Below are 18,637 nucleotides of genomic sequence, written 5' to 3' on the forward strand. Positions count from 1 at the left end.
TGGGCGCCGATCTGTGCGGAGGGTGCGGGACGCTGTGCGTCACGGGGTGCTGTTGGGGATGAACGCCGGAGACGAGGCGAAACGGCGTAGGAGGCGGGGTGTCCCGCCGTCAGAGGTGTCCACGGCGTAGAGGTCCGAACGCCCGCCCGGCGCCTTCTTCGCGTAGGCGACGGTGTGGTTGTCGAGCCAGGCCACCTGGTCGTCGATGTTGGCGGCTTCGGCCAACGGCGTCTCTCTCCCGTCGGTCAGGTCGAGATGATGGAGGCGCCAAGCGCCTGTGGCGGTCTTCTTCTTGTAGATCAGGTGTCGGCCGTCGGGGGAGAGCGATGGGCATTCGGCGTTGGTCCGGAGTGCGGTCATGCTCCGCTTGCGCAGGTCACCCCGCACGAGCCAGGTACGTCCCTTCGCGGCCGCCGTCGCATAGAAGGTCTGGTCATCGGCGTGGAAGGTGACACCCCAGAAGTTGAGGCTCGGGTCCGAGAAGGGACGGTTGTCGACGAGGAGAGTGAAGTCCTCGAGCGATCCGTACAGCGTTTTTGTCTTGAGGTCGTAGATGCCGGTGGTGGTGGAGAAGCCGTGCGCGAGGTAGGAGTCGCCGTCACGGAATACGGTCCAGGCGACGAGGCGTCCGGACGGTGAGACGCGCGCTCGGCTCGGAACGCCCCACACCGAGATCTTCCGGTCGATACGCCTGCCGTTCGCGTCCAGGATGATCTCGTAGCCGGCGGGGCCCGCGAACCGGCGCATGCAGACCGAAGTTCCCCCGGCCGCGTACTGGCGCACGCATGCTGCCGGTCCGAACAGCGGCTCGGCGTCCGGGTGGTCGGTCGGCACCTGGGCCGCCCGGCGGGGCTCCTTCCGTTCGTCCACGAAGAGCAGGGTCCCTGGGTGGGAGGCGTCGAACCGCTCGTCCCCACGCGGCGTCGTGCTGTGTCGTGCGAGTGCTGCCCATGCCACATAAGCGGTGCCGGCGCCGATGAGTACGGCGATAGTGACGAGGGCGGCGATCACGCCCCGTCGTGAGGGTAGGTCCGCCGATCTCATGCCATCACCTTGCCGTGGAAGAGGGCGGCGATCCCGATCGCCGTGCTGAGCAGGAGCCCGTAGACGATGAGCGACGGCTGGAGTCCGGCGGTCTGGGCCACGGCGCCGAAGACCACAGCCGCGGTCATCCTTCCCACGGCCTGGCCGGTTTGCAGCAGGGCGAGTCCGCTGCCGCGCAAGTCGTCGGGCAGCAGGGAACTGGCATGTGCCATGAGAACGCCATCCGTCGATGCGTAGAAGAGACCGTGCAGGACGAGGACGGTGGCGGCTGAGGGCCACCCGAAGGCCGGGAGAACGAGCAGGAGGCAGGCGCCGGCCAGAAACGCGTGTCCGCTGATGAAGACCCGTAGCCGTCCGAGCCGGTCCGACAGGCGGCCCAGTGGAACAGCGGCGAGCAGGAAGACCAGGGCGCTGGCCACGGGCAGCAGCGGCAGAAGGAAAGGCTCCGCCTTCAGCCGCTGCTGTACAGCCACGAACAGGAAGGTGTCGCTCACCGTGAGGCCGGCAAGGACGACGGCGCAGAGGCAGGTGGTGCGAAAGCGCCGGGATCGCAGGAGCCTGAAAGCGGAGGCGAGGCGTGCCGGTCGCCTGGCGGACCGGGTGCCGGGCCGGTGCGCGGGGACGAAGGCGAGGAGGACGAGGAACGCGATGGCCGCGATGCAGAAGCTGGAGAAGAACACGGCATCGTAGGAGTCGACGGTGAGGGCCAGCAGGCCGAAGGCCGCCACTGGTCCGAGTAGTGCTCCTGTGGTGTCGAGTGCGCGGTGGGCGCCGAAGGCGAGTCCGGCGTCGCCGACCGGTGCGCTGAGGGAGATGAGGGCGTCGCGTGGGGCGGTGCGGATGCCCTTGCCTGCCCTGTCGACGGCGATGGTGGTGCATAGGGCGGGAACCGAGGCGCCCGCGAGGGGGAAGCCGAGTTTGGCGAGAGCCGACAGGCCGTATCCCAACGCGGCAACGTGTTTGTGACGGGTCGTGCGGTCGCCCGCATAACCGCCGATGAGCCGCAGCATTGCGGTTGCGCCGGTGTACACGCCGTCGAGCACACCCAACTGGAGGAGGCCGACGCCGAGTCCGTACAGGAGGTAAGCCGGCATGACCGCGGTGACCATCTCCGCCGAGATGTCCGTGAGCAGGCTCACGACGCCGAGGAGGACGACAGTGCTCGGGATGCGTCGAGCGAGGCCGCCGATCTTCCGAATGGCGACCGGTTCGGTCGAAGGGGCGGAGAGATACACGGCGTTCTCCGTTCACGATGGCACCGAGGGGCGAGGGGACGGGCATCACCCGTGAGCGTCGACGGGAGTGCCGTCCGGCGGGGGCATGGGGAAGGCCCCGCCGGACGGCATGCTGCGGTGGGTCGCCGCAGCAGCTTTTCGGGTTACGTCCTGGTGATCTTCACGTCGTCGACGGCGGCTTCGACGATGGTGGCGCCGGCGGCATCGACTGCCTCGATGAGGATCCTGATCCGCTGCCCGGCGAACTGGCTGACGTCAGCCGTTGCCTGCCTCCACTCACCGCGCCGGTTGGTCGAGGGCGTCCCGGTTTTGTCGAGGACCGTCACGGTGCCCGTGGCGCCGATGATTCTGAGGCGGAAGTGGTCGTCCGCGGAGGCGTTGGTGCTGTAGTGGGCGAAGTTGTAGTTGAGCGAGAGATTGAGAGCACCGGACGAGGGCAGTGCGATCTCCGGCGAGCGGATCGATGTGGTTCCGCCGTCGACGTCGTATGTCGCTCCGGTTGTTCCGGTCGAGGGGACGCCGGAGCGCCTGTCGGTGACCAGGGCGTTGAGTCCGCTGGTCGCGGTGCCGATCTGCTTCGTCCCTCGGTGGCTTGTGGCGAGCGGGTCGCCGCGTTGCCACTTGCCGACGGTGGCGGTGTCGGTCCCAGTTGCGTTGATCGTCCAGCCGGTCGACGTTTCGAAGTCGTCCGTGTAGACCTGATCCTCGACCCGGACGCCGAATGTGGCCTTCTCGGTCAGGGTGCTCGATGTCCCGGTGACGATCGCCGTCGCGCTGCCGGAGGTGGCAAGGCTGTCCGCGGTGAGTGTCAGTGTGGCCGAAACTGTGTCCTGCGTGCTGGAAGTGGTCACTGGGTTCGGGGTGATGGAGCCGGTTACGCCAACGGGTAGCCCGGACACACTCAGTTCGGTGCTGCCTGCGAATTCCTTGGACACGGAGATCTTGACGCTCTTGGACGTGCCCTTGGGAAGGATGACGGATCCCGGGTCGATGCTGATCGCCTTGGCGTTGTTGCACCTCGCCGTCCCGCTGTCGGTGAACGTGGATCCCTCTACGGGTAGGAAGTCCCACTTGTAAGTGCTGCTCGTCAGCCGGAGTTTGAGCACGCCGAAGGTGTTGTCGTTCTTCGCTTCGAGCGCCGAATGCGTGCCCTCGGCGGCGTAGTAGCCCCTGCCGCCGGTGCCCACGAGGATCTCCCGGATGCCCTTGGGGTCTTTGACCTTGGACGGATTGATCTTGGCGTAGCGCTGGTAGCTGTGGTCGTGGCCGACCAGGACCAGGTCGGCTCCGTGGCCGTAGAGCTCATCCCAGGCTGGCTTGGTGCTCGAGAAGCCGCTGTACCTTCCGACCGATACGAGGGGGTGGTGGAGGAAGGCACCCGTGCAGGATTTGGAGTTGGCGGCCAGGTCGGCCTTCAGCCAAGTGTGCTGGGCGGAGCCGACGGACATGTCGATGCTGCTGTTGAGTGCGATGAAGTGCCAGTCGCCGACGTCGAAGCTGTAGTAGCCCTTGCCTCGTTCACCCGCCCGTGCACCGAAGTAGTCGTAGTAGCCCGAGGCGCCGGCGGTAAGGTACTCGTGGTTACCGGGGACCGGGTTGGTCTTGTCTGTGTACTTGCCCCAGTACGGGTCGTAGTAGCTGTTGTGCTCCGTGATGGTGCCGCTGCTGTAGGCCTGGTCTCCGAGCCCGATCACGGCGTCGGGGTTCATGTTGTCGACCAGCGGATCCGTCAGCAGACACTCCTTGCTGGAATCGCAGATGTCTCCGGCCACCGCCACGACGTACTCGCTCTTCGCAGCCTGCTCGGCGGGCACGTCCGTGACCGTCAGTGCCGCCTTCTCGAAGCCCGGCACGGGGTCTTCATCGATCGATCCGATTACCGCGACGCCGGCCACCAGGGCCAGGCTCAAGGCTGCCACCACCGGTATCCGGGCCGCGCCGGATGGTCGTTCTCTTCGAAGGGCATTCACTGAACTCAACTCCTTTTCCCACTGATTTCCCGCAGGGAAATCCAAGTGGATCGGTACGCGGGGGCTTGCGCAGTAGTTGAGCTTCCAGCGCCCGCCGGAATGCACTGCTGCGCGATCCGACCGGGGGCACCTGCCCCGTCGGGTCACGACTTTAGGTATGGGCTGGAACAAGTCAAGTGTGGCTGGTTCCAGAGGTTTCAAAACTCTTGACGAGTCGGCGTTACGGGGAAGCAAGCATTGTGGTCGCAATCATCTCTCTGTGCTGATGGTGCAGCTCAGGCGCATAGTGGTCGCTGTTCCTGTTGTAATGCGAACGCTTGCTCTCCGCTGGCGGATGTGATCACGCTGGCTCTTCAGTGAATAGGTGCAGTGGCTCACACTGCCCGTGAGGAAGGCATGGGGGCGTGTTTGTTCCCAGCTCTCGCCCGGATGCTCTGACGCCGCCACCAGTTCTCGGAAATTCCTGCCACCATCGCTTGTTGACGGTGGTTCACGTGCCTCCTGCGGTGCATTTCCGCTGGACTCGTGCACGCCGTGCCTCCGGCGGGAAACAGAAGGGAACTACTTGGCACTGAAAAAACGATTGCTGACGGTTCCATCACTCGAGGACGCTGTCGAGGCGCTCGCAACCTCGGGGGTCTTCGTCGCCGCGTCTGCCGGCAACACCGGCGACGGCTCATGCGACATCACCCCCGAGCAGCGGCGGGAGTCACCGTCGTGGCCAACGCGACCAGTACCGACGTACCGACGCCCGCCCGGCCACCTCCAGCCCTGGAGCATGTGTCGACTTGCGCGCCCCCGGCCCGAGCAGTGTCTCGGCCGTATTCAACGGTGGTATCGGAGCCAAGTCTGGTACGTCGATGGCCACCCCGCACCTGGCCGGTGTAGCGGCCCTCTACCAGGGCCTCAAGGCGATGAGGCCACCGCGACGTTGCACCAGTGGTTCACGGTCAACCGCACCTTGTTTTTGGCACTCGGCACCGGTGTTCCTTGATGACTTCGAGACGGACCGCGGCCAGTTGCGCGACGACACCGGCTCCGACACTCCGACGACCGGTGTGTGGGAGCGCGTGAACCCGGAGCCGACGTCCATGCCCTCCGGTCCCCGCAGCTGGGCACGGTCCGGAGCGGATCCAACAGCCTTGTCACCGGCCGGCTTGCCGGATCGTCGGTGGGATCGCACGATGTCGACGGTGGTATGACCTCGATACGGTCTCCGCTCATCGCCCTGCCCCCGACTGGCCGAGAAGGGGGTGTCGTCGGCGGTCGCGAACGGACAGTGGACGACTGTGACGGTGGACCTCAGGGCCTTTGCCGGACAGCTCGTGTACCTGCGAGTCGACGCGGCGGACAAGGGATCCGGCAGCCTCTTCGAGGCGGCACTGGACGACGTCGTCGTCCACCAGGAGCCGGACGATGCCGCCTGGCGAAGTTCCGCCCGGGGGCCGTTGTTCCGAACCGCCCCAGGGCGGAACCGCCTCGCACGGCTCACTGCCATTCCCATCGGATGCCGTAGACGCCAGGTGCCGGATCCATCATGACCGTTTGCGCGGTGGCTGAGGGGCCCAGCCAGATCTCGGACACGTCCTCATGAGGTGACGTGACCGTGTCGAGATGAAACCGGCAGCAGTGCCTCGGCACAGCGAGGGGAGCGAACGTCACCTCGTGTGCGAGCTCCTGGAGGCGTGACGTCACCCGGACATCGGCGAAGCTGCTCTCGCTCCCCGCGGGGAACAACAATTCGTACGCGTATGACGCGTACTGCCCTGCGGGCAGGGCCCGGTCCAAGAGGAGCTCGAAGGCCACATAGCCGCTGCCGGTGTCGAAGCCGGTTCTCCCCAGACGGCAGTAACGGGTGCGGACGATTTTGGGAGGCTGCGAGACTCCTGCCTCCCGGCACACGACAATCAGCCGGCTCACACCGCTCCGCTCGGCCCTGATCGTCTTGCGCTGGCTCACTCCCGTGCGGAGTCGGTTGGCATTCACATGAGCCGTCTGATGAACCACGACGTCGGTGTAGACATCGAAGTCGCGGACGGAAGCGCCGATGCTTCCCAGTACGCGCCCCAGCGCCGCCATGTCCTCCCAAACGTCCTCCGGGGTCCTCGTGCCGGGAGGGCGGTTCAGCCACCGCCCTCGCGGACGCGGGGGGCCGACCAGGGCCGCAAGGGAGCCGACGGGGAGAGCAAGTATCGCCTCCAGCTCCGTGAGGGCACGCAACGATTCGGGCCGTTCCGGCTGATTGCGGCCGCTCTGCCAATTGCTCAAGGCCGTGACACTGACCGGACAATCGCGCAGCCTCAGACGGTGGTGTATCCGGTCGAGCGTCAGCCCACGCGACCGGATGGCGAGCCGGAGGGCCAGGGCGAAGGGACCATTGCGCAGTACCTCTGCCAGATCACAGTCCTCATCGGGACGATCCGGTTGCCGGGCGGCCGCAGGTTCTTGCGGTGACGGGAGCATCGCCTTCTCCAGATCTGCCTCGTTTGTCATCCGGGGCGCCTGGGCGCCGAAGGCATTGTCGGCGCCGGCCGCACATGTGCGCTGCATCCGTTCCGCAGCAGGGGGAAGACTTGGCGGGACCGATGCCCCTGGACCGTATAGCCCGACCGCATGCCGCCCCGGCGACGCTGCGCCAGTGGCCCGATCTGGACACCTGCTCGTACGCCGGCGCACGCGGGGTCGGCGGGCCACTCCTGCTCACGCTTCCTTCTGCCCACCGCCTGCGACGAAGGCTCCTGCTGAGGAGCCGGCAGCGAAAAAGCTCTTGAAGAGCACCGCTTCCGATCTTGAACGGAAGGGCTCGGAGGCGCACGGGGGAGCGCAGGGGCGCTTGAGACATCCCATCAGATGTATGACACCTCGCGCCGCCCCCGGAGCGCTGTCAGGCCGCTTCGTGCGCCCCGCGCAGTCCCCACCACGCCGGGTGCATCGCTTTCGCGTCGGTCAAGGCACCGTTCGCGTGCCATGAAGGTGGGGTGTCCCGACGATCTCTCCCGGCGGTGAGGTGGTCGGGCACAACGACCCAGGCGGGGTCTCGGCTTTCGTGAGGCCTGTCCTGGCTTCCGGTGAGCGCCGGTGTCCACGTGTCGGTGACCCCGTTGTCGCGGCCGTCGTGCACGGCGGGGCCGTCCGTGCTGCTGGGCTCTGTAGATCCCCGAGAGCTCCTTGATGGTGAAGTCTTTGTAGAACAGAACCCGGTGTTTTCCGTCCTCGTTCGTCAGAATCGCACCGGGCCCGGCGTGCCCGGCCTTCGTGGTTGTCGACCAGGTCGCCTTCGAAGGACACCTCCAGGTACCCCCGCTGTGGAAGTGCCTGACCATGACCGCGGCTTGAATGAAATTCCGCTCATGCTCCTTGTCGGGGTAGTGCCAGGTGGTGCCGTGCGGCCAAGGGTCTACGGGTATCCCCATGCGGCTCCATCTGGGAGACCCCGGCGGGCTACGCGTCAGCGCCGTCGCGGTCGTCAAGGCCGACGCCGCCAACCTGACCAAGCAACAGGGCAGCTCGTGCTGCGCCGGGCCGGCCGCCGCCGACACCGACGCTCGCGAACCCGTCAGCGCCGACGGCTGCTGATGATTCTCTGATGAGTCATCTCAACACCCGCACGGACCAGGCCGCGACCGGAACAGGGGACCTGTCGCGACCTCGTGCCGTCCTCCCCGCCCTCTGCGTCACGCAGATCACCAGCTGAGGGATCCTCTACTACGCCTTCCCCGTGCTGAACCCGGAGATCACTCGGCGACGGCCAGCTGTTCGCCGTCCGCCACGTCCGCTCAGGCCGGCTCGACCGCGGCCTCGGGCACGACACAGGGGCGCCGGTACGCGGCCAGGAAGCGGACGTTCTCCAGCAGCACCCGGTCCGCGCCGGACCATACCTCATACTCCCAACCGTGCTGTTCGACCAGCGCGCCCGGCCATGCCGGCGCTTCAGCGATCTTCGGATCCTGTAGGCGGTCAGCTGGCTTGACCTTGACCATCCCGCGCCGTACCCGAGCGCATGACCAGCAGGAAGTCGGGCACGTGGCGGCGCATCCGATCGCCGATCAGGGCCGTCAGCCGACACGGCTGGGCGAAGCTCAAGGGACAGTGGGCTGTGAGGTCGAAGGGCCTGCCGGAGTGTCTTGTCCACGGGGATGGTGGTCAATCGGTCGATGGCCAAGCTGGGTCTCGAAGCCGGACTCCTCGACCTGCCTTCCGCTCGCACTCGGGTAGCGGATCTTGTAGAGGTGTGGGCACTTCGTCCACCGTGAGGGCGTGTGCTCGCAGTCCTTGAAGAACTTGCCCATTCCTCGAGGGAGCTTCTTGGCAGCCATGTTCCGGGGACTCCTGGGGGTACCGATGCTGACGGTTTGCTGACCGTCAGCGACCCACAGAGTGCCTGACCTGCAGAAAGACACCTGCAACGCGATATGTGCTGGAACTGGATCGGACGGTCCCAGGAGGACATCGCACAGGCCCGCGACGACTGGATGAACGGCACCCGCTTCGGCGAGGTCAAGGGCTACGACGGCCCTCCGCTGCCGGCCCCGGAGCTTCCGGCGACGCCGCTGAAGGCGCGAGGTCGTGTTCGCTGACCTGGATCCCTCCTGAATCGCTCGCACGTCGGCGCGCGTATCCCAAGGACGGTATGAAACGGGCAGCCCGAGGCTGAGACGCCCCGGGCCGCCGACTCTGGCCGATGGCAGCTGCTACCGAGATGGCAACAGCACGCGAGCACCATGGCGGCGAACTGCTCCTCTCTCAAGTAAGTCGGCTCCGGCTTCCATTGAGTTCCCGCGTTTCGCCGTGTGCTGGAACACGTCCGCAGGTGTGAATGTGACGCCGGGTCAATCTGCCTACTGACACGTGACGGTCGAACTCCGGATGCGAGGATGAAGCCCGTCATGGCTGCCGGGTGGAGTTTGCGTACGGCGCGGGCCGCAGTGTTCGCGGCCGTCTGTGTGCTGCTCGCGGCTGGGGGGCACGCCTGGATGTCCGGCGCCTTTGTACCTTGGTGGGCGCTGGTCGGCGGAGCCGTGGGGACGGGCGGTGTGGGCTGGGGCCTGGCCGGCCGTGAACGCGGTCTGCCGTTGGTCGTGTTCGTGGTGGTCGCCGCCCAAGGCGTACTCCACTCGGTGTTCTCGCTCGCACAGTCGGCAGCACCCTCGGCGGCCTCCGGCACGGACGGTGCGGGCACCATGCCGATGGGGTCCACGGGACACGACATGGTGTCCATGGGCATGGGCGCCATGCACGAGCACTCCATGCACATGCAGCCCACGGGGACGTCCATGGACATGAGCCATGCCGGTCACATGGGCTGGGACCTTCTGGCCTGCCTGGCGCACTGTCTGAGCGGTACGCATTCACTCGGCATGTACGCGGCCCATCTGCTGGCCGCGTTGCTGTGCGGCCTGTGGCTGGGTTACGGCGAGCGTGCCGTGTTCCGTCTGCTGCGCGCGGTGGCGGGATGGCTGGCCGCCCCGCTGCGGCTGGTGCTCGCGCTGCCCGCGCTGCGGCGGCGTCCCCGTGTTCTCGTACGACGGAACCGCTCGCGCTGGGTGCCGCGGCGCCTTCACCTCGTTCACGCGATCACTACTCGGGGACCGCCTGCCAGGATTGCTGTCGTCTGGAACAGCCGGTTTCCCGGGGCCGTTTCCGGGCGTCGTCGACGCTCGCGCCCCGGGCTGAGGTCGTGCCCACTCGCGGCCGCAGTCCCCTTGTCGCTGGTCCGGCGTGTCCGCGTATCGCCGGACCATGCACGAATTCGCGAAGGACACCAGGTGCTTGCTCCTGCCCTGCCCGTATTCCGCGGGCAACGCAAGAAGCGTAAGAAACATGACAAGACACAAGAAGTCGATGAAATGATCACAACCTGGGCGCTGGCTGCCCGCGGCGGTAACGAGGAAGCCGTCGAGCGTTTCGTCCGTGCCCTCCACTTCGACGTGCTGCGCTACGTCGCTCATCTGAGTGCGGATCCCCAGTCGGCTGACGATCTGGCCCAGGAGACGTTCATAAGGGCGCTCAGCAGCCTGCACCGGTTCGAGGGCCGTTCCTCGGCTCGTGCCTGGCTGCTGTCCATCGCACGTCGGGCTGTGATCGACGACTTCCGGCGAACGGCCTCCCGGCCCCGGCTGTCCGACAGCCATGACTGGCGGCGGGCCGCCGAACTCGCCCAGCCGGTCGGCCTGCCCGGGTTCGACGAGGGCATCGCACTCCTCGACCTGCTGGCCACGCTGCCGGACGAACGCCGCGAGGCGTTCATCCTCACTCAGGTGGTCGGCCTGCCGTATGCGGAGGCGGCCGATGCCATCGACTGTCCCATCGGGACCGTCCGCTCCCGTGTGGCACGGGCCCGCGCGACCCTTCTGGATCTGCTTGCGGAGCCGGAAGAGCCCTGTTCGGACGGCGGAGTTCGGCCGTCGCCCCTGCGACCGCACCAGGCGGTAGCTGCCGCGGCGGCCTGACGACGAGACGCCGGTGCCCGCCGTGCAAGGCGGGCACCGGCCCCACCTCGGTCACACCGGGTGCAGCAGCGATTCCTCGCCCAACCCGAGGCGGACCGGCCCTGCGTTCGCTGTCCTTGCGATGACGCGCCCGAGACCGGATTCGGCCGGATCGCCGGTGCAGGCCGCGGCGGGTCTGCCGAATGACCGGATGCCACCACGCACCGAAACCACGCGGAACGACTCGCGAGGATCGAGGACGGGATCGACGTCCGCGCGGCGCAGCGATACGTCGATGACGGGGACGTCCTCACCGGCGCGGGCGTGTCCGCCGGCATCGGCAAGGCCTTCCACCTGGTGGAGCGGCTCGACAGCCCGGAGGCTGCGACCGAGGTCCACCAGGGGATCCGGTACGACCCGTTCCGTCAGCCGACCCTTGTCTCCGGTACCCGCTCCAGGGCGAGCGGCTGGGCGCCGTAGGTGATGCGTACGACTCCATCGGTATGGAGGTCGGCGGTGGCGGCCACGCCGAAGACCTGGCGCAGCAGGCCGGGCGTCAGCACGTCCAGGACCGGGCCCGCGGCGACCACCTCGCCCGCGTGCAGGGCCACGAGGTGGTCACAGAGGCGGGCGGCCAGGTCGAGGTCATGCAGGACGGCGAGGGTTGTGATCCCGGTCGAACGGATGAGGTCGAGCAGTTCGAAGCGGGCGCGGATGTCGAGGTGGTTGGTGATCTCGTCGAGGACGAGGAGCCGGGGCTCCTGGGCCAGGGCACGGGCCAGCAGCACGCGTTGGCGTTCACCTCCGGACAGGAAGGTGACGTCGCGTTCGGCCATGTGACGGATCCCGCACAGGCCGAGGGCCTCCTCCACGGCCCGGTGGTCGTCGGCGTCGTCGCGGCCGAGGAGTCCGTGGTGCGGGGTGCGGCCGAGGGCCACGATCTCGGCGACGCTCATGCCGGTCGGGCTGCTGCTGGTGTCCTGGAGGACAGCGGCGGTGCGGCGGGCGGCGCTGCGCGCGGTCAGGGCCCGTACGTCGTCGCCGCCCACGCGCACCACGCCGCGGTGGGGGCGCAGGGAACGGTAGACGGTGCGCAGCAGTGTGGACTTGCCGCTGCCGTTGGGGCCGATGAGCCCGATGATGTCGCCTGCTTCGGCCTCCAGACTCACGTCGTGGAGGATCGGCCGGCGGCCGAGGGTGACATGGATCTGTTCCACGGTGAGGTTCATACGCTGTCCAGGCTCTTGTTGCGTCGCAGCAGCCACAGGAAGAAGGGCGCCCCGAACAGGGCCGTGAGGATGCCGAGGGGCAGTTCGTTGGGCCGGTTGACGGTGCGGGAGAACAGGTCGACGACGACCAGGTAGACGGCGCCGACCAGGGCGGCCTGGGGCAGCAGTCTGCGGTGGTCGGCGCCGGTGGTCAGGCGCACCAGATGGGGGATCATCAGGCCGACGAAGCCGATACCGCCGGCGACGGCGATGCACGCGCCGGTCACCAGGGAGGACAGTGCCAGCAGCACGGCGCGCAGCCGGTGCACGTCGACGCCGAGGGCGGTGGCGGACTCGTCGCCGACGAGCAGCGCGTTGAGCCGTCGCCCGAAGAGCGCCAGGGCCACGGTGGTGGTGACGACGACGGTGGTGACGACGGGCAGTTGCTCCCACTTCGCGCCGGCCACACTGCCCAGCATCCAGAACATCACCGTGCGCAGTTCGGTGGGGGTGGCGCGCAGTTGCAGGTAGCTGGTGGCCGCCAGGAACAGGTAGCCCACGGCGACGCCCGAGAGGACCAGCCGGGTGGGGGCCAGCCGTCCGCTCTTCCGCCCGAGGAACAAGACCAGGGCCGCCGCAGCCGCGGCGCCGAGGAAGGCTGCCGAGGACACCCCGAGCCCGCCGAGGGCTCCGCTGGTGAGCGTGATGACGAGTACGGCGCCGAGTGACGCTCCTGAGGAGACGCCGAGCACGTAGGGGTCGGCAAGCGGGTTGGCGACGACCGCCTGCAGGACCGCACCGGAGATGGCCAGGCCGGCGCCGACCAGGGCGGCCAGCACGACGCGGGGGGTGCGGAATTTCCAGACGATCTGGTCCGTGGCGGGGTCCGCGACCGTGGTGCTTCCGGTCAGGTGGTGCCAGACGATCTGCCAGACCTCGCCCGGTGGCAGGGTCACGGCGCCGATGCTGATCGCCACGATCATGACGCCTGCCAGCACGGCCGACAGCACCAGCAGCGTCAGCACGGGGCCGGGTCGCCTGCGCCGGCCGGGACAAGTCAGAACGCGTCCGGGTGCAGCATCCTGGCGATCTTCTCCACGGCCAGGTCGTTGCTGGGACCGAGGTAGATCGAGTCGGACAGCACGAGGGATCGCTTGTTCTTCGCGGCCGGCCACTGGGGGAACTCCTTGAGCAGTTTGCGGGCGTACGCCTCGGGGTTCGGGTCGTTGTAGCTGATGACCACGAGGGCATCGACCCGCTCGGCAGCGACCTTCTCCTTGCTGAGGTCGGCGAAGGTGGTCCTGGAAGCGGAGGAGAAGGCGTTGCTGCCGCCCGCTTCGGCGAGGATGTCGTTCCAGATGCCGCGGGCCGCGATGGCGCTGAAGTCGTTGCCGCCCATGCTCATGTTGGAGAACACCACCATGACGTTGGGGCTCTTCCCGTCCTTCACCTTGGCCGACACGGCGCTGATCCGCCGGCGCGATTCGGCGATGAGTTTCTCGGCGCGATCACTGACGTCGAAGATCTTCCCGAGGTCGCGCAGCAGCCGGTAGCTGTCGTCGATCGCCATGCGGGAGGTGTCCTGGTCGCACCCCTGCGGGGAGACATAGGCGTTGGCGCCGACCGCCTCGAGGTCGTCGCGGGTCGCGAAGCCGTTCCTGGCGTCGAACCCGTAGGACGTGGTGGACAGCACGAGGTCCGGGCGCAGGCCCAGCATCGCTTCGCGGGGGATGTCGTAGGCGTCGTTGAGGGTGACGTTCCCCGTGGGCAGCTTCTTGATGTTCTCGGCCCGGCCGGGTACCTCGGAGCGTCCGTAGGACTGCCCGTTCGCGACGATGCGGTCACCGAGCCCCAGCGCCAGCAACGAGGAGACCTCGGCCACGGAAGCGCCGTTCATGACGACGGCCCGGCTCGGGGCTTTCGTGTACGTGGTTGTCTGTCCGCAGTTCTCGAGAGTGACCGGGTATCCGGGGGCGCTCGTGCCCGCCGCGGCGCTCGCGGTGGGGGTCGACGAGGCCCCGCATGCCGTGGTGGCCAGGCAGAGGGCTCCGGCCAGGGCCACGGCAGCGGGCCGTTTGGTCAGCACATGATCTCCTTGGGGTGGGAAGGCCTCCGCTCAGGTAGTCGGCGCGGGGTCCCTCCGGGTTCCCAAGGCGTCACATGTCGCGCTCCGAGGGCGGCGGCAGTATTCCGGTTTTCACGCAGTGATCCAGGTATCGGAACACCAGAGCGCGATCGGCTCGCGGGCAGGAGATTCCGGTGCCGTCGAGTCCGCGCAGCACGTTGTCCGCCCGGACGTCACCCAGTGCGAGCTCCGGCTCGGCATCACCGCCGGTGCTGTCGCCGGTTCCGTCGCCGGTGAAGGAGTCGAAGAACGCTCCGGTCGTCGCCGCCACTTCGGCGGCGCGAGGCAGTTCCCGGCGCCACTGGGCCGGCGGCATCCGTTTGACGGCGTACCCGTACTCCCGTACCCAGTCGTACAGGTCGGCCAGCCGTACCGGCGCGACGGGGGCGTGGTTGAAGACCGTGCCGGGGGCGGCAGTCAGGGACAGATGTACGACGGCGCGGGCGACATAGTCCGCCGGCGTCCACACCTCCGCCTCGAACAGGTCGGGCAGGATGGCGGCCGGGATGCCGGACGCCAGGACGCTCCACAGGAAGTCCCGCCGGTTCACCTGGCCGGTGTCCGGTGCTCCCACCACACGTCCCAGACGGTGCACGGTGACGGGGAAACCTCGCTCGACGGCCTGCTCCAGCAGCCGTTCGGAAGCCCACTTGGACTGCTGGTAGCCGCTGCCCAGCCCGGGATGCGGTGGGAAGAACGCCTCCGGCACTTCCGGACTCCGGCTGCGGGGCGGCGCGACGGACAGCGTCGACACCAGGTGGAGCGGGACGGAGCGCGTGGACGCCATCCTCAGCAACTGACGGGTGGATTCCGTGTTGGCGGCGCGCAGGCTGGTGTACTCGCGCATGATGCTGACCGTAGCCGCGTTGTGGACGATGACGTCGCAGGTCTCGGCCAGTTCGGCGAACCGGGAGGACGCGAGCCCCAGGTACGGACGGGCGAGGTCGGCGGGGACGGCGGTGATCCGCTCGGTGTCTGCCGGAAGGGGGATCCGCTGGGCGGCCAGGGCCTGTCGGATGCGGTCGGTGGCTTCGGCCGGGGTCGCCGCCCGGACCGGGCAGATGATCTCGGCGTCGGTGGCCTTGAGCAGTTCCGCCAGCAGATGCGGGCCGACGAAGCCGGTGGCGCCGGTTAGCAGGACGGTGCGCGGTGCACCAGCCGTACGGCGCGGGGAGGTGGGCCGGATGCCGTCCTCCAGGACGGCGTCGGCCAGAACGGCCTCGGGGAGCACGAGGGTTGTGCCCAAAGTGTCCGGGCGGTGTTCCAGGCGACGGGCGAGGCCGGCGGCCGTCGGGTACTCGAAGAGCCAGGCGACACGCACGTCACGCCTGAGTTCGACGCTGAGCCGGTTGGCGACCTGGATCGCCTGGAGTGACTGGGCGCCGAGGTCGAAGAAGTCGTCCTGGGGCTCCATGCCGTCAATACCCAGGATCTGGGCCCAGATACGGGTGATCGTCTCATCGAGGCCGCCGGTCGCCTCGTCCGGACCGTCCTTGCTCTCGACGATGCTGAGGACGTTCCTGTCGATCTTCCCGGTACTGGTGCGGGGCAGCCGGTCGGTGAACTCCACGGCAGAGGGGACCATCGCGGCCGGAAGTGCCGCCCGCAACTGCTCCCGTATGCCGGTAGCGCTGGGCCGAGGGTTGTCCGCGACCACGTAGGCGGCCAGTCGTCGCGTCCCGTCCGGCAGCATCTGCCCGACGACAGCGGCTTCGCGGACGCGCGGCTGCACCAGAAGAGCGGCTTCGACCTCCGCGGGGTGCACACGATGCCCACTGATCTTGAACTCGTCGTCCGCCCTTCCGAGGAACCGCAGTTGCCCGTCGTCGCCGAGGCGCACCAGATCGCCGGTACGGAAGGCGCGCGGGCGGCCGGGCAGCTGGGCAAGCGGGGCGAACCGGGCGTCGTCCGGTGCGTCGGCACCGCGGTAACCCAGGGCCAGTGCGTCGCCGATGAGGTGAAGCTCGCCGCCGACGACCGCCGCGCGCATGCCGGGCAGCGGGACACCGATCGGTACGTCGCCCGGGCCGGCGGCGGGTTCGTGGAGCGCGGCCGTCGTGGCCACCACCGTCGCCTCGGTCGGGCCGTAGGTGTTGAACAGCCGTACCGACGAACCGACCGTGCTCCGCCAGCGGTCCACTCGTTCGGGCAGGGCGGCCTCTCCGCCGATGATGACCGTGTGCACGCCGGCGGGGAGCACGGCGGCCCCCGTGGAGACGGTGTAGGCCAACTCGTGCCAGTAGGCCGTGGGAAGGTCCAGCACGCTGGTCCGCAGCCGGTCGACCGCGCGCAGGAACCCGGTCACCGACTCGGTCATGTCGCTGGTGCGCACGACGAGGGTGGCGCCCGTGCACAGGGTGAGGAAGACCTCCTCGACGCTGGCGTCGAAGTGCAGGGGCGCGAACTGCAGGACGCGGTCCTCGCTTCGCAGACCGTAACGGTGCGCGGCGCCGGCGACAAAGGTGGACAGCGCCCCGTGACTGATCTCCACGCCCTTGAGCCGACCGGTGGAGCCCGACGTGTGGATGACGTAGGCCAGATCATCCGCGGTCGCGGTCGCGGTCGCGGTCGCGGTCGCCGTCGCGGTCGCGGTCGCGGCCGGGGCAAGCGGGGCCCCGGTATCCTCGCCGGCCGTGTCGACCAGCAGGACGGGCTGCCCTGCGAAACGGGGAGCGTGCATGCTGTTGGTGACAACGAGTGCGAGTCCCGCGCCGTCCAGGAGCGCCTGCGTCCTGGTCTCCGGTGCGTCCGGATCGAGCGGGCAGTACGCGGCGCCCGACAACAGGACACCGAGAATGGCCGTCACGGCGTCGATACCACGGGACAGGGCGACGCCCACCAAGGCGCCGGGACCGACGTCACGGGCGGCGAGCCTTCGTGCGAGCTGCCGGGCGGAGCCGAACAACTCGGCGTAGGTGATGCTCCGCCCGTCGTGTTCGACGGCCGTGGCGCCGCCGCGCCGGGCGGCCTGGTCGGCGATGAGGCTCAGCACCGGCCGGGCCGGTCCGGGCAGCGGCCCACCGTCGAGGACGGTGACGGGCCGCCGGCCGATGGCCCCGTCCGGGTCGGCGAGGGCCTCCCGCAGCAGCGACAGCAGACCCTGCTGGTGCGTGGCCAGGTCTGCCTCGTCGTAGAGGTCGGGATTGGCGTCCACGGCGATCCGCAGGCCCGCGCCCTCTGCACGGTCGTAGACGTTGACCGAGAGGTCGTCGACAGGGCCGGCGGAGACGTTGTGGACCGTGCTGCGGTGTCCGGCGAACCGCAGGTCGTACTCGAACGGCATGATGTTCACACCGGGCCCGGACAGCCTCCGCCTGCCGCCGACCAGCTTCAGGTCGCGCCGCAGCTGCTCGTAGCGGTAGCGCTGGTGCGGCAGTCCGGCGCGGAGCTCCGCGGCCACCCGGGCGGCAAGGTCGCGCAGGCCGTCCTCTTCTCCCACCACGACGCGGAGGGGAAGGATGTTGCGCACCATGCAGGGAACGCGGAGGGACACCGACCCGAGGCGGCCCATGGCGGGCAGGCTGAGTACGACCTCGGGTGCTCCGCTGACGTGGTGGATGTAGGCGGCTGTGACGGCCAGCAGCGCGTCGGACCAGGTCACCGACAGCTCTTGGGCGACGGTGCGCAGGCTCAGCGTCTCCTGGGGATCCAGGTCGACGACATGGCGCAGGAAGGTCCGGGCCGGTAACGCCTGCTCGGCGGTGAGGCTGGGGACCGCCGGGCGGTCCGCGAAGCGCCGGGTCCAGTAGGCGCGGTCCTTGGTGAAGCGTTCCGAGGCCCGGTAGGCGTCCTCCTCCTGCCGGACGGATTCCAGGGAGCCGAAGCCGCTCGCCCCCGACGGGGTGCCTTCCACCAGGGCGGTGTAGACCTGCGCCACGCGGCGCGCGACCAGGGACAGTCCGAAGCCGTCGAGCGCGATGTGGTGCACGCGGTGGTACCAGAGGAACTCGTCCGCGGCTGTCCGCAGCAGGGCATGGCCGAAGACCGGGTCGTGACCGAGGGCGACGGGGCGGGCCAGGTCCTGTGCCATCCACGCGAGGGCGGCGCCGTGCGGGTCAGGGGCGGCGGAGAGGTCGGCGATGTGCGGGTCCCACTCGACAGCGGGAGTGTTCATCTGCCAGGGCCGGCCGGCCTCGTCGGTGACGAAGCGGACGTTGAGGGCCTCGACTTCGGCGACGGTGTGGCGTAGTGCCTTCTCGAAGGCCGTCGGGTCCACCGCGCCGTGAATGTGCACGTATTCGGCCGTGTTGTAGGCGGGGCTGTGCGGATCGAGATGCTGGCCGGTCCAGATTCCCTCCTGGGCGGCCAGGAGGGCGCGGCGGGATTCATACGGGTCAGGCGTCGGCATGGGTCGCTCCCGCCTGGCGTTCGGACAGGAGCTGCCACCATTCGGCGAAGGAGGTGCGCTCGGCGAGTTCCACGAAACTCACGTCCGCGCCGGCACTTCGCCACCGTTCGGCCAAGGTGGTGATGCGCAGTGAGTCCAGGCCCGCGTACAGGGGGTTCTCGTCCAGGTCCACGTCGTCCGGTTGCTGGTGCAGAAACTCCGCCAGGTCCGCGCGGAAGGCGTCCAGCGTCAAGGGCTCAGGCATGGTGTTCTCTCTTGGTAGCTGCACGGGGGTGGTGG

14 protein-coding genes and 1 pseudogene are annotated in these 18,637 nt (G+C 68.6%); 4 read left to right on the forward strand and 11 right to left on the reverse strand.

Annotated features, from left to right (window positions below; translation table 11 throughout):
• Positions 1-39: 39 nt before the first annotated feature.
• The 3 genes from ACFYV1_RS07255 to ACFYV1_RS07265 all read right to left on the reverse strand — a co-directional run bounded on the left by ACFYV1_RS07255 (position 40) and on the right by ACFYV1_RS07265 (position 4,198).
• Positions 40-1,044: a hypothetical protein gene (locus ACFYV1_RS07255; RefSeq protein ID WP_389394362.1), complete on the reverse strand. Its 1,005-nt coding sequence runs from the start codon at positions 1,042-1,044 to the stop codon at positions 40-42.
• Entirely contained in the window at positions 1,041-2,279 is a 1,239-nt protein-coding gene (locus ACFYV1_RS07260; RefSeq protein WP_389394363.1) for an MFS transporter, read from the reverse strand. The genes ACFYV1_RS07255 and ACFYV1_RS07260 overlap by 4 nt, the downstream gene beginning before the upstream one ends.
• 143 nt (positions 2,280-2,422) lie before the next feature.
• Complete coding sequence (locus tag ACFYV1_RS07265; RefSeq protein WP_389394364.1) at positions 2,423-4,198, reverse strand: metallophosphoesterase family protein; 1,776 nt, start codon at positions 4,196-4,198, stop codon at positions 2,423-2,425.
• Between the two features lie 704 nt (positions 4,199-4,902).
• On the opposite strand from ACFYV1_RS07265, the gene ACFYV1_RS07270 reads away from it, so the two are divergent.
• The gene (locus ACFYV1_RS07270) at positions 4,903-5,451 is read left to right on the forward strand and encodes a S8 family serine peptidase (protein WP_389394594.1); all 549 of its coding nucleotides are present in this window, start codon (positions 4,903-4,905) and stop codon (positions 5,449-5,451) included.
• 286 nt (positions 5,452-5,737) lie between these two features.
• On the opposite strand, the gene ACFYV1_RS07275 is transcribed toward ACFYV1_RS07270, so the two are convergent.
• A complete protein-coding gene (locus tag ACFYV1_RS07275; protein WP_389394365.1) occupies positions 5,738-6,742 on the reverse strand; it encodes a hypothetical protein in 1,005 nt (334 codons plus the stop codon).
• A gap of 918 nt (positions 6,743-7,660) precedes the next feature.
• Here ACFYV1_RS07275 and ACFYV1_RS07280 point away from each other — a divergent pair.
• Positions 7,661-7,825 (forward strand): hypothetical protein, encoded by a 165-nt coding sequence (locus ACFYV1_RS07280; protein WP_389394366.1) that lies wholly within the window; start codon positions 7,661-7,663, stop codon positions 7,823-7,825.
• A 200-nt stretch (positions 7,826-8,025) separates the two neighbouring features.
• On the opposite strand, the gene ACFYV1_RS07285 is transcribed toward ACFYV1_RS07280, so the two are convergent.
• Positions 8,026-8,229 carry a hypothetical protein gene (locus tag ACFYV1_RS07285; RefSeq protein WP_389394367.1) on the reverse strand — a complete coding sequence of 68 codons (204 nt, stop codon included), beginning with the start codon at positions 8,227-8,229 and terminating at the stop codon, positions 8,026-8,028.
• 432 nt (positions 8,230-8,661) lie between these two features.
• Between ACFYV1_RS07285 and ACFYV1_RS07290 the strand changes: the two are divergent.
• Both ACFYV1_RS07290 and ACFYV1_RS07295 read left to right on the forward strand, forming a co-directional pair.
• Positions 8,662-8,826: pseudogene (locus ACFYV1_RS07290) on the forward strand (hypothetical protein); the annotation flags it as partial.
• A gap of 1,188 nt (positions 8,827-10,014) precedes the next feature.
• Complete coding sequence (locus tag ACFYV1_RS07295) at positions 10,015-10,698, forward strand: sigma-70 family RNA polymerase sigma factor (RefSeq protein ID WP_389394595.1); 684 nt, start codon at positions 10,015-10,017, stop codon at positions 10,696-10,698.
• Positions 10,699-10,749: 51 nt separating this feature from the next.
• Here the strand turns inward: ACFYV1_RS07295 and ACFYV1_RS07300 are convergent, their stop codons facing one another.
• The 6 genes from ACFYV1_RS07300 to ACFYV1_RS07325 form a co-directional block, all read right to left on the reverse strand.
• Complete coding sequence (locus ACFYV1_RS07300; protein WP_389394368.1) at positions 10,750-11,076, reverse strand: hypothetical protein; 327 nt, start codon at positions 11,074-11,076, stop codon at positions 10,750-10,752.
• A gap of 26 nt (positions 11,077-11,102) precedes the next feature.
• Entirely contained in the window at positions 11,103-11,906 is an 804-nt protein-coding gene (locus ACFYV1_RS07305; RefSeq protein WP_389394369.1) for an ABC transporter ATP-binding protein, read from the reverse strand.
• Entirely contained in the window at positions 11,903-12,868 is a 966-nt protein-coding gene (locus ACFYV1_RS07310; protein WP_389394596.1) for a FecCD family ABC transporter permease, read from the reverse strand. The genes ACFYV1_RS07305 and ACFYV1_RS07310 overlap by 4 nt, the downstream gene beginning before the upstream one ends.
• 74 nt (positions 12,869-12,942) lie before the next feature.
• Positions 12,943-13,971, reverse strand: coding sequence for an ABC transporter substrate-binding protein (locus ACFYV1_RS07315; RefSeq protein WP_389394370.1), 1,029 nt, complete (start codon positions 13,969-13,971; stop codon positions 12,943-12,945).
• 70 nt (positions 13,972-14,041) lie between these two features.
• On the reverse strand, positions 14,042-18,358 hold the full coding sequence (locus ACFYV1_RS07320) for an amino acid adenylation domain-containing protein (protein ID WP_389394371.1): 4,317 nt from the start codon (positions 18,356-18,358) through the stop codon (positions 14,042-14,044).
• Positions 18,345-18,602: a phosphopantetheine-binding protein gene (locus ACFYV1_RS07325; protein ID WP_389394372.1), complete on the reverse strand. Its 258-nt coding sequence runs from the start codon at positions 18,600-18,602 to the stop codon at positions 18,345-18,347. Before ACFYV1_RS07325 ends, ACFYV1_RS07320 begins: the two co-directional genes overlap by 14 nt.
• Between the last annotated feature and the right edge of the window lie 35 nt (positions 18,603-18,637).

The sequence above is a fragment of the Streptomyces sp. NPDC003023 genome (genome assembly GCF_042888225.1).
In the GTDB taxonomy this organism is placed as follows: domain Bacteria; phylum Actinomycetota; class Actinomycetes; order Streptomycetales; family Streptomycetaceae; genus Streptomyces.

Coding starts and splice junctions, on each gene's coding strand:
- ACFYV1_RS07255 (WP_389394362.1), bottom strand. CDS start 1,044: ATGAGATCGGCGGACCTACCCTCACGACGGGGCGTGATCGCCGCCCTC.
- ACFYV1_RS07275 (WP_389394365.1), bottom strand. CDS start 6,742: ATGACAAACGAGGCAGATCTGGAGAAGGCGATGCTCCCGTCACCGCAA.
- ACFYV1_RS07280 (WP_389394366.1), top strand. CDS start 7,661: ATGCGGCTCCATCTGGGAGACCCCGGCGGGCTACGCGTCAGCGCCGTC.
- ACFYV1_RS07285 (WP_389394367.1), bottom strand. CDS start 8,229: ATGGTCAAGGTCAAGCCAGCTGACCGCCTACAGGATCCGAAGATCGCT.
- ACFYV1_RS07305 (WP_389394369.1), bottom strand. CDS start 11,906: ATGAACCTCACCGTGGAACAGATCCATGTCACCCTCGGCCGCCGGCCG.
- ACFYV1_RS07310 (WP_389394596.1), bottom strand. CDS start 12,868: ATGATCGTGGCGATCAGCATCGGCGCCGTGACCCTGCCACCGGGCGAG.
- ACFYV1_RS07320 (WP_389394371.1), bottom strand. CDS start 18,358: ATGCCGACGCCTGACCCGTATGAATCCCGCCGCGCCCTCCTGGCCGCC.
- ACFYV1_RS07325 (WP_389394372.1), bottom strand. CDS start 18,602: ATGCCTGAGCCCTTGACGCTGGACGCCTTCCGCGCGGACCTGGCGGAG.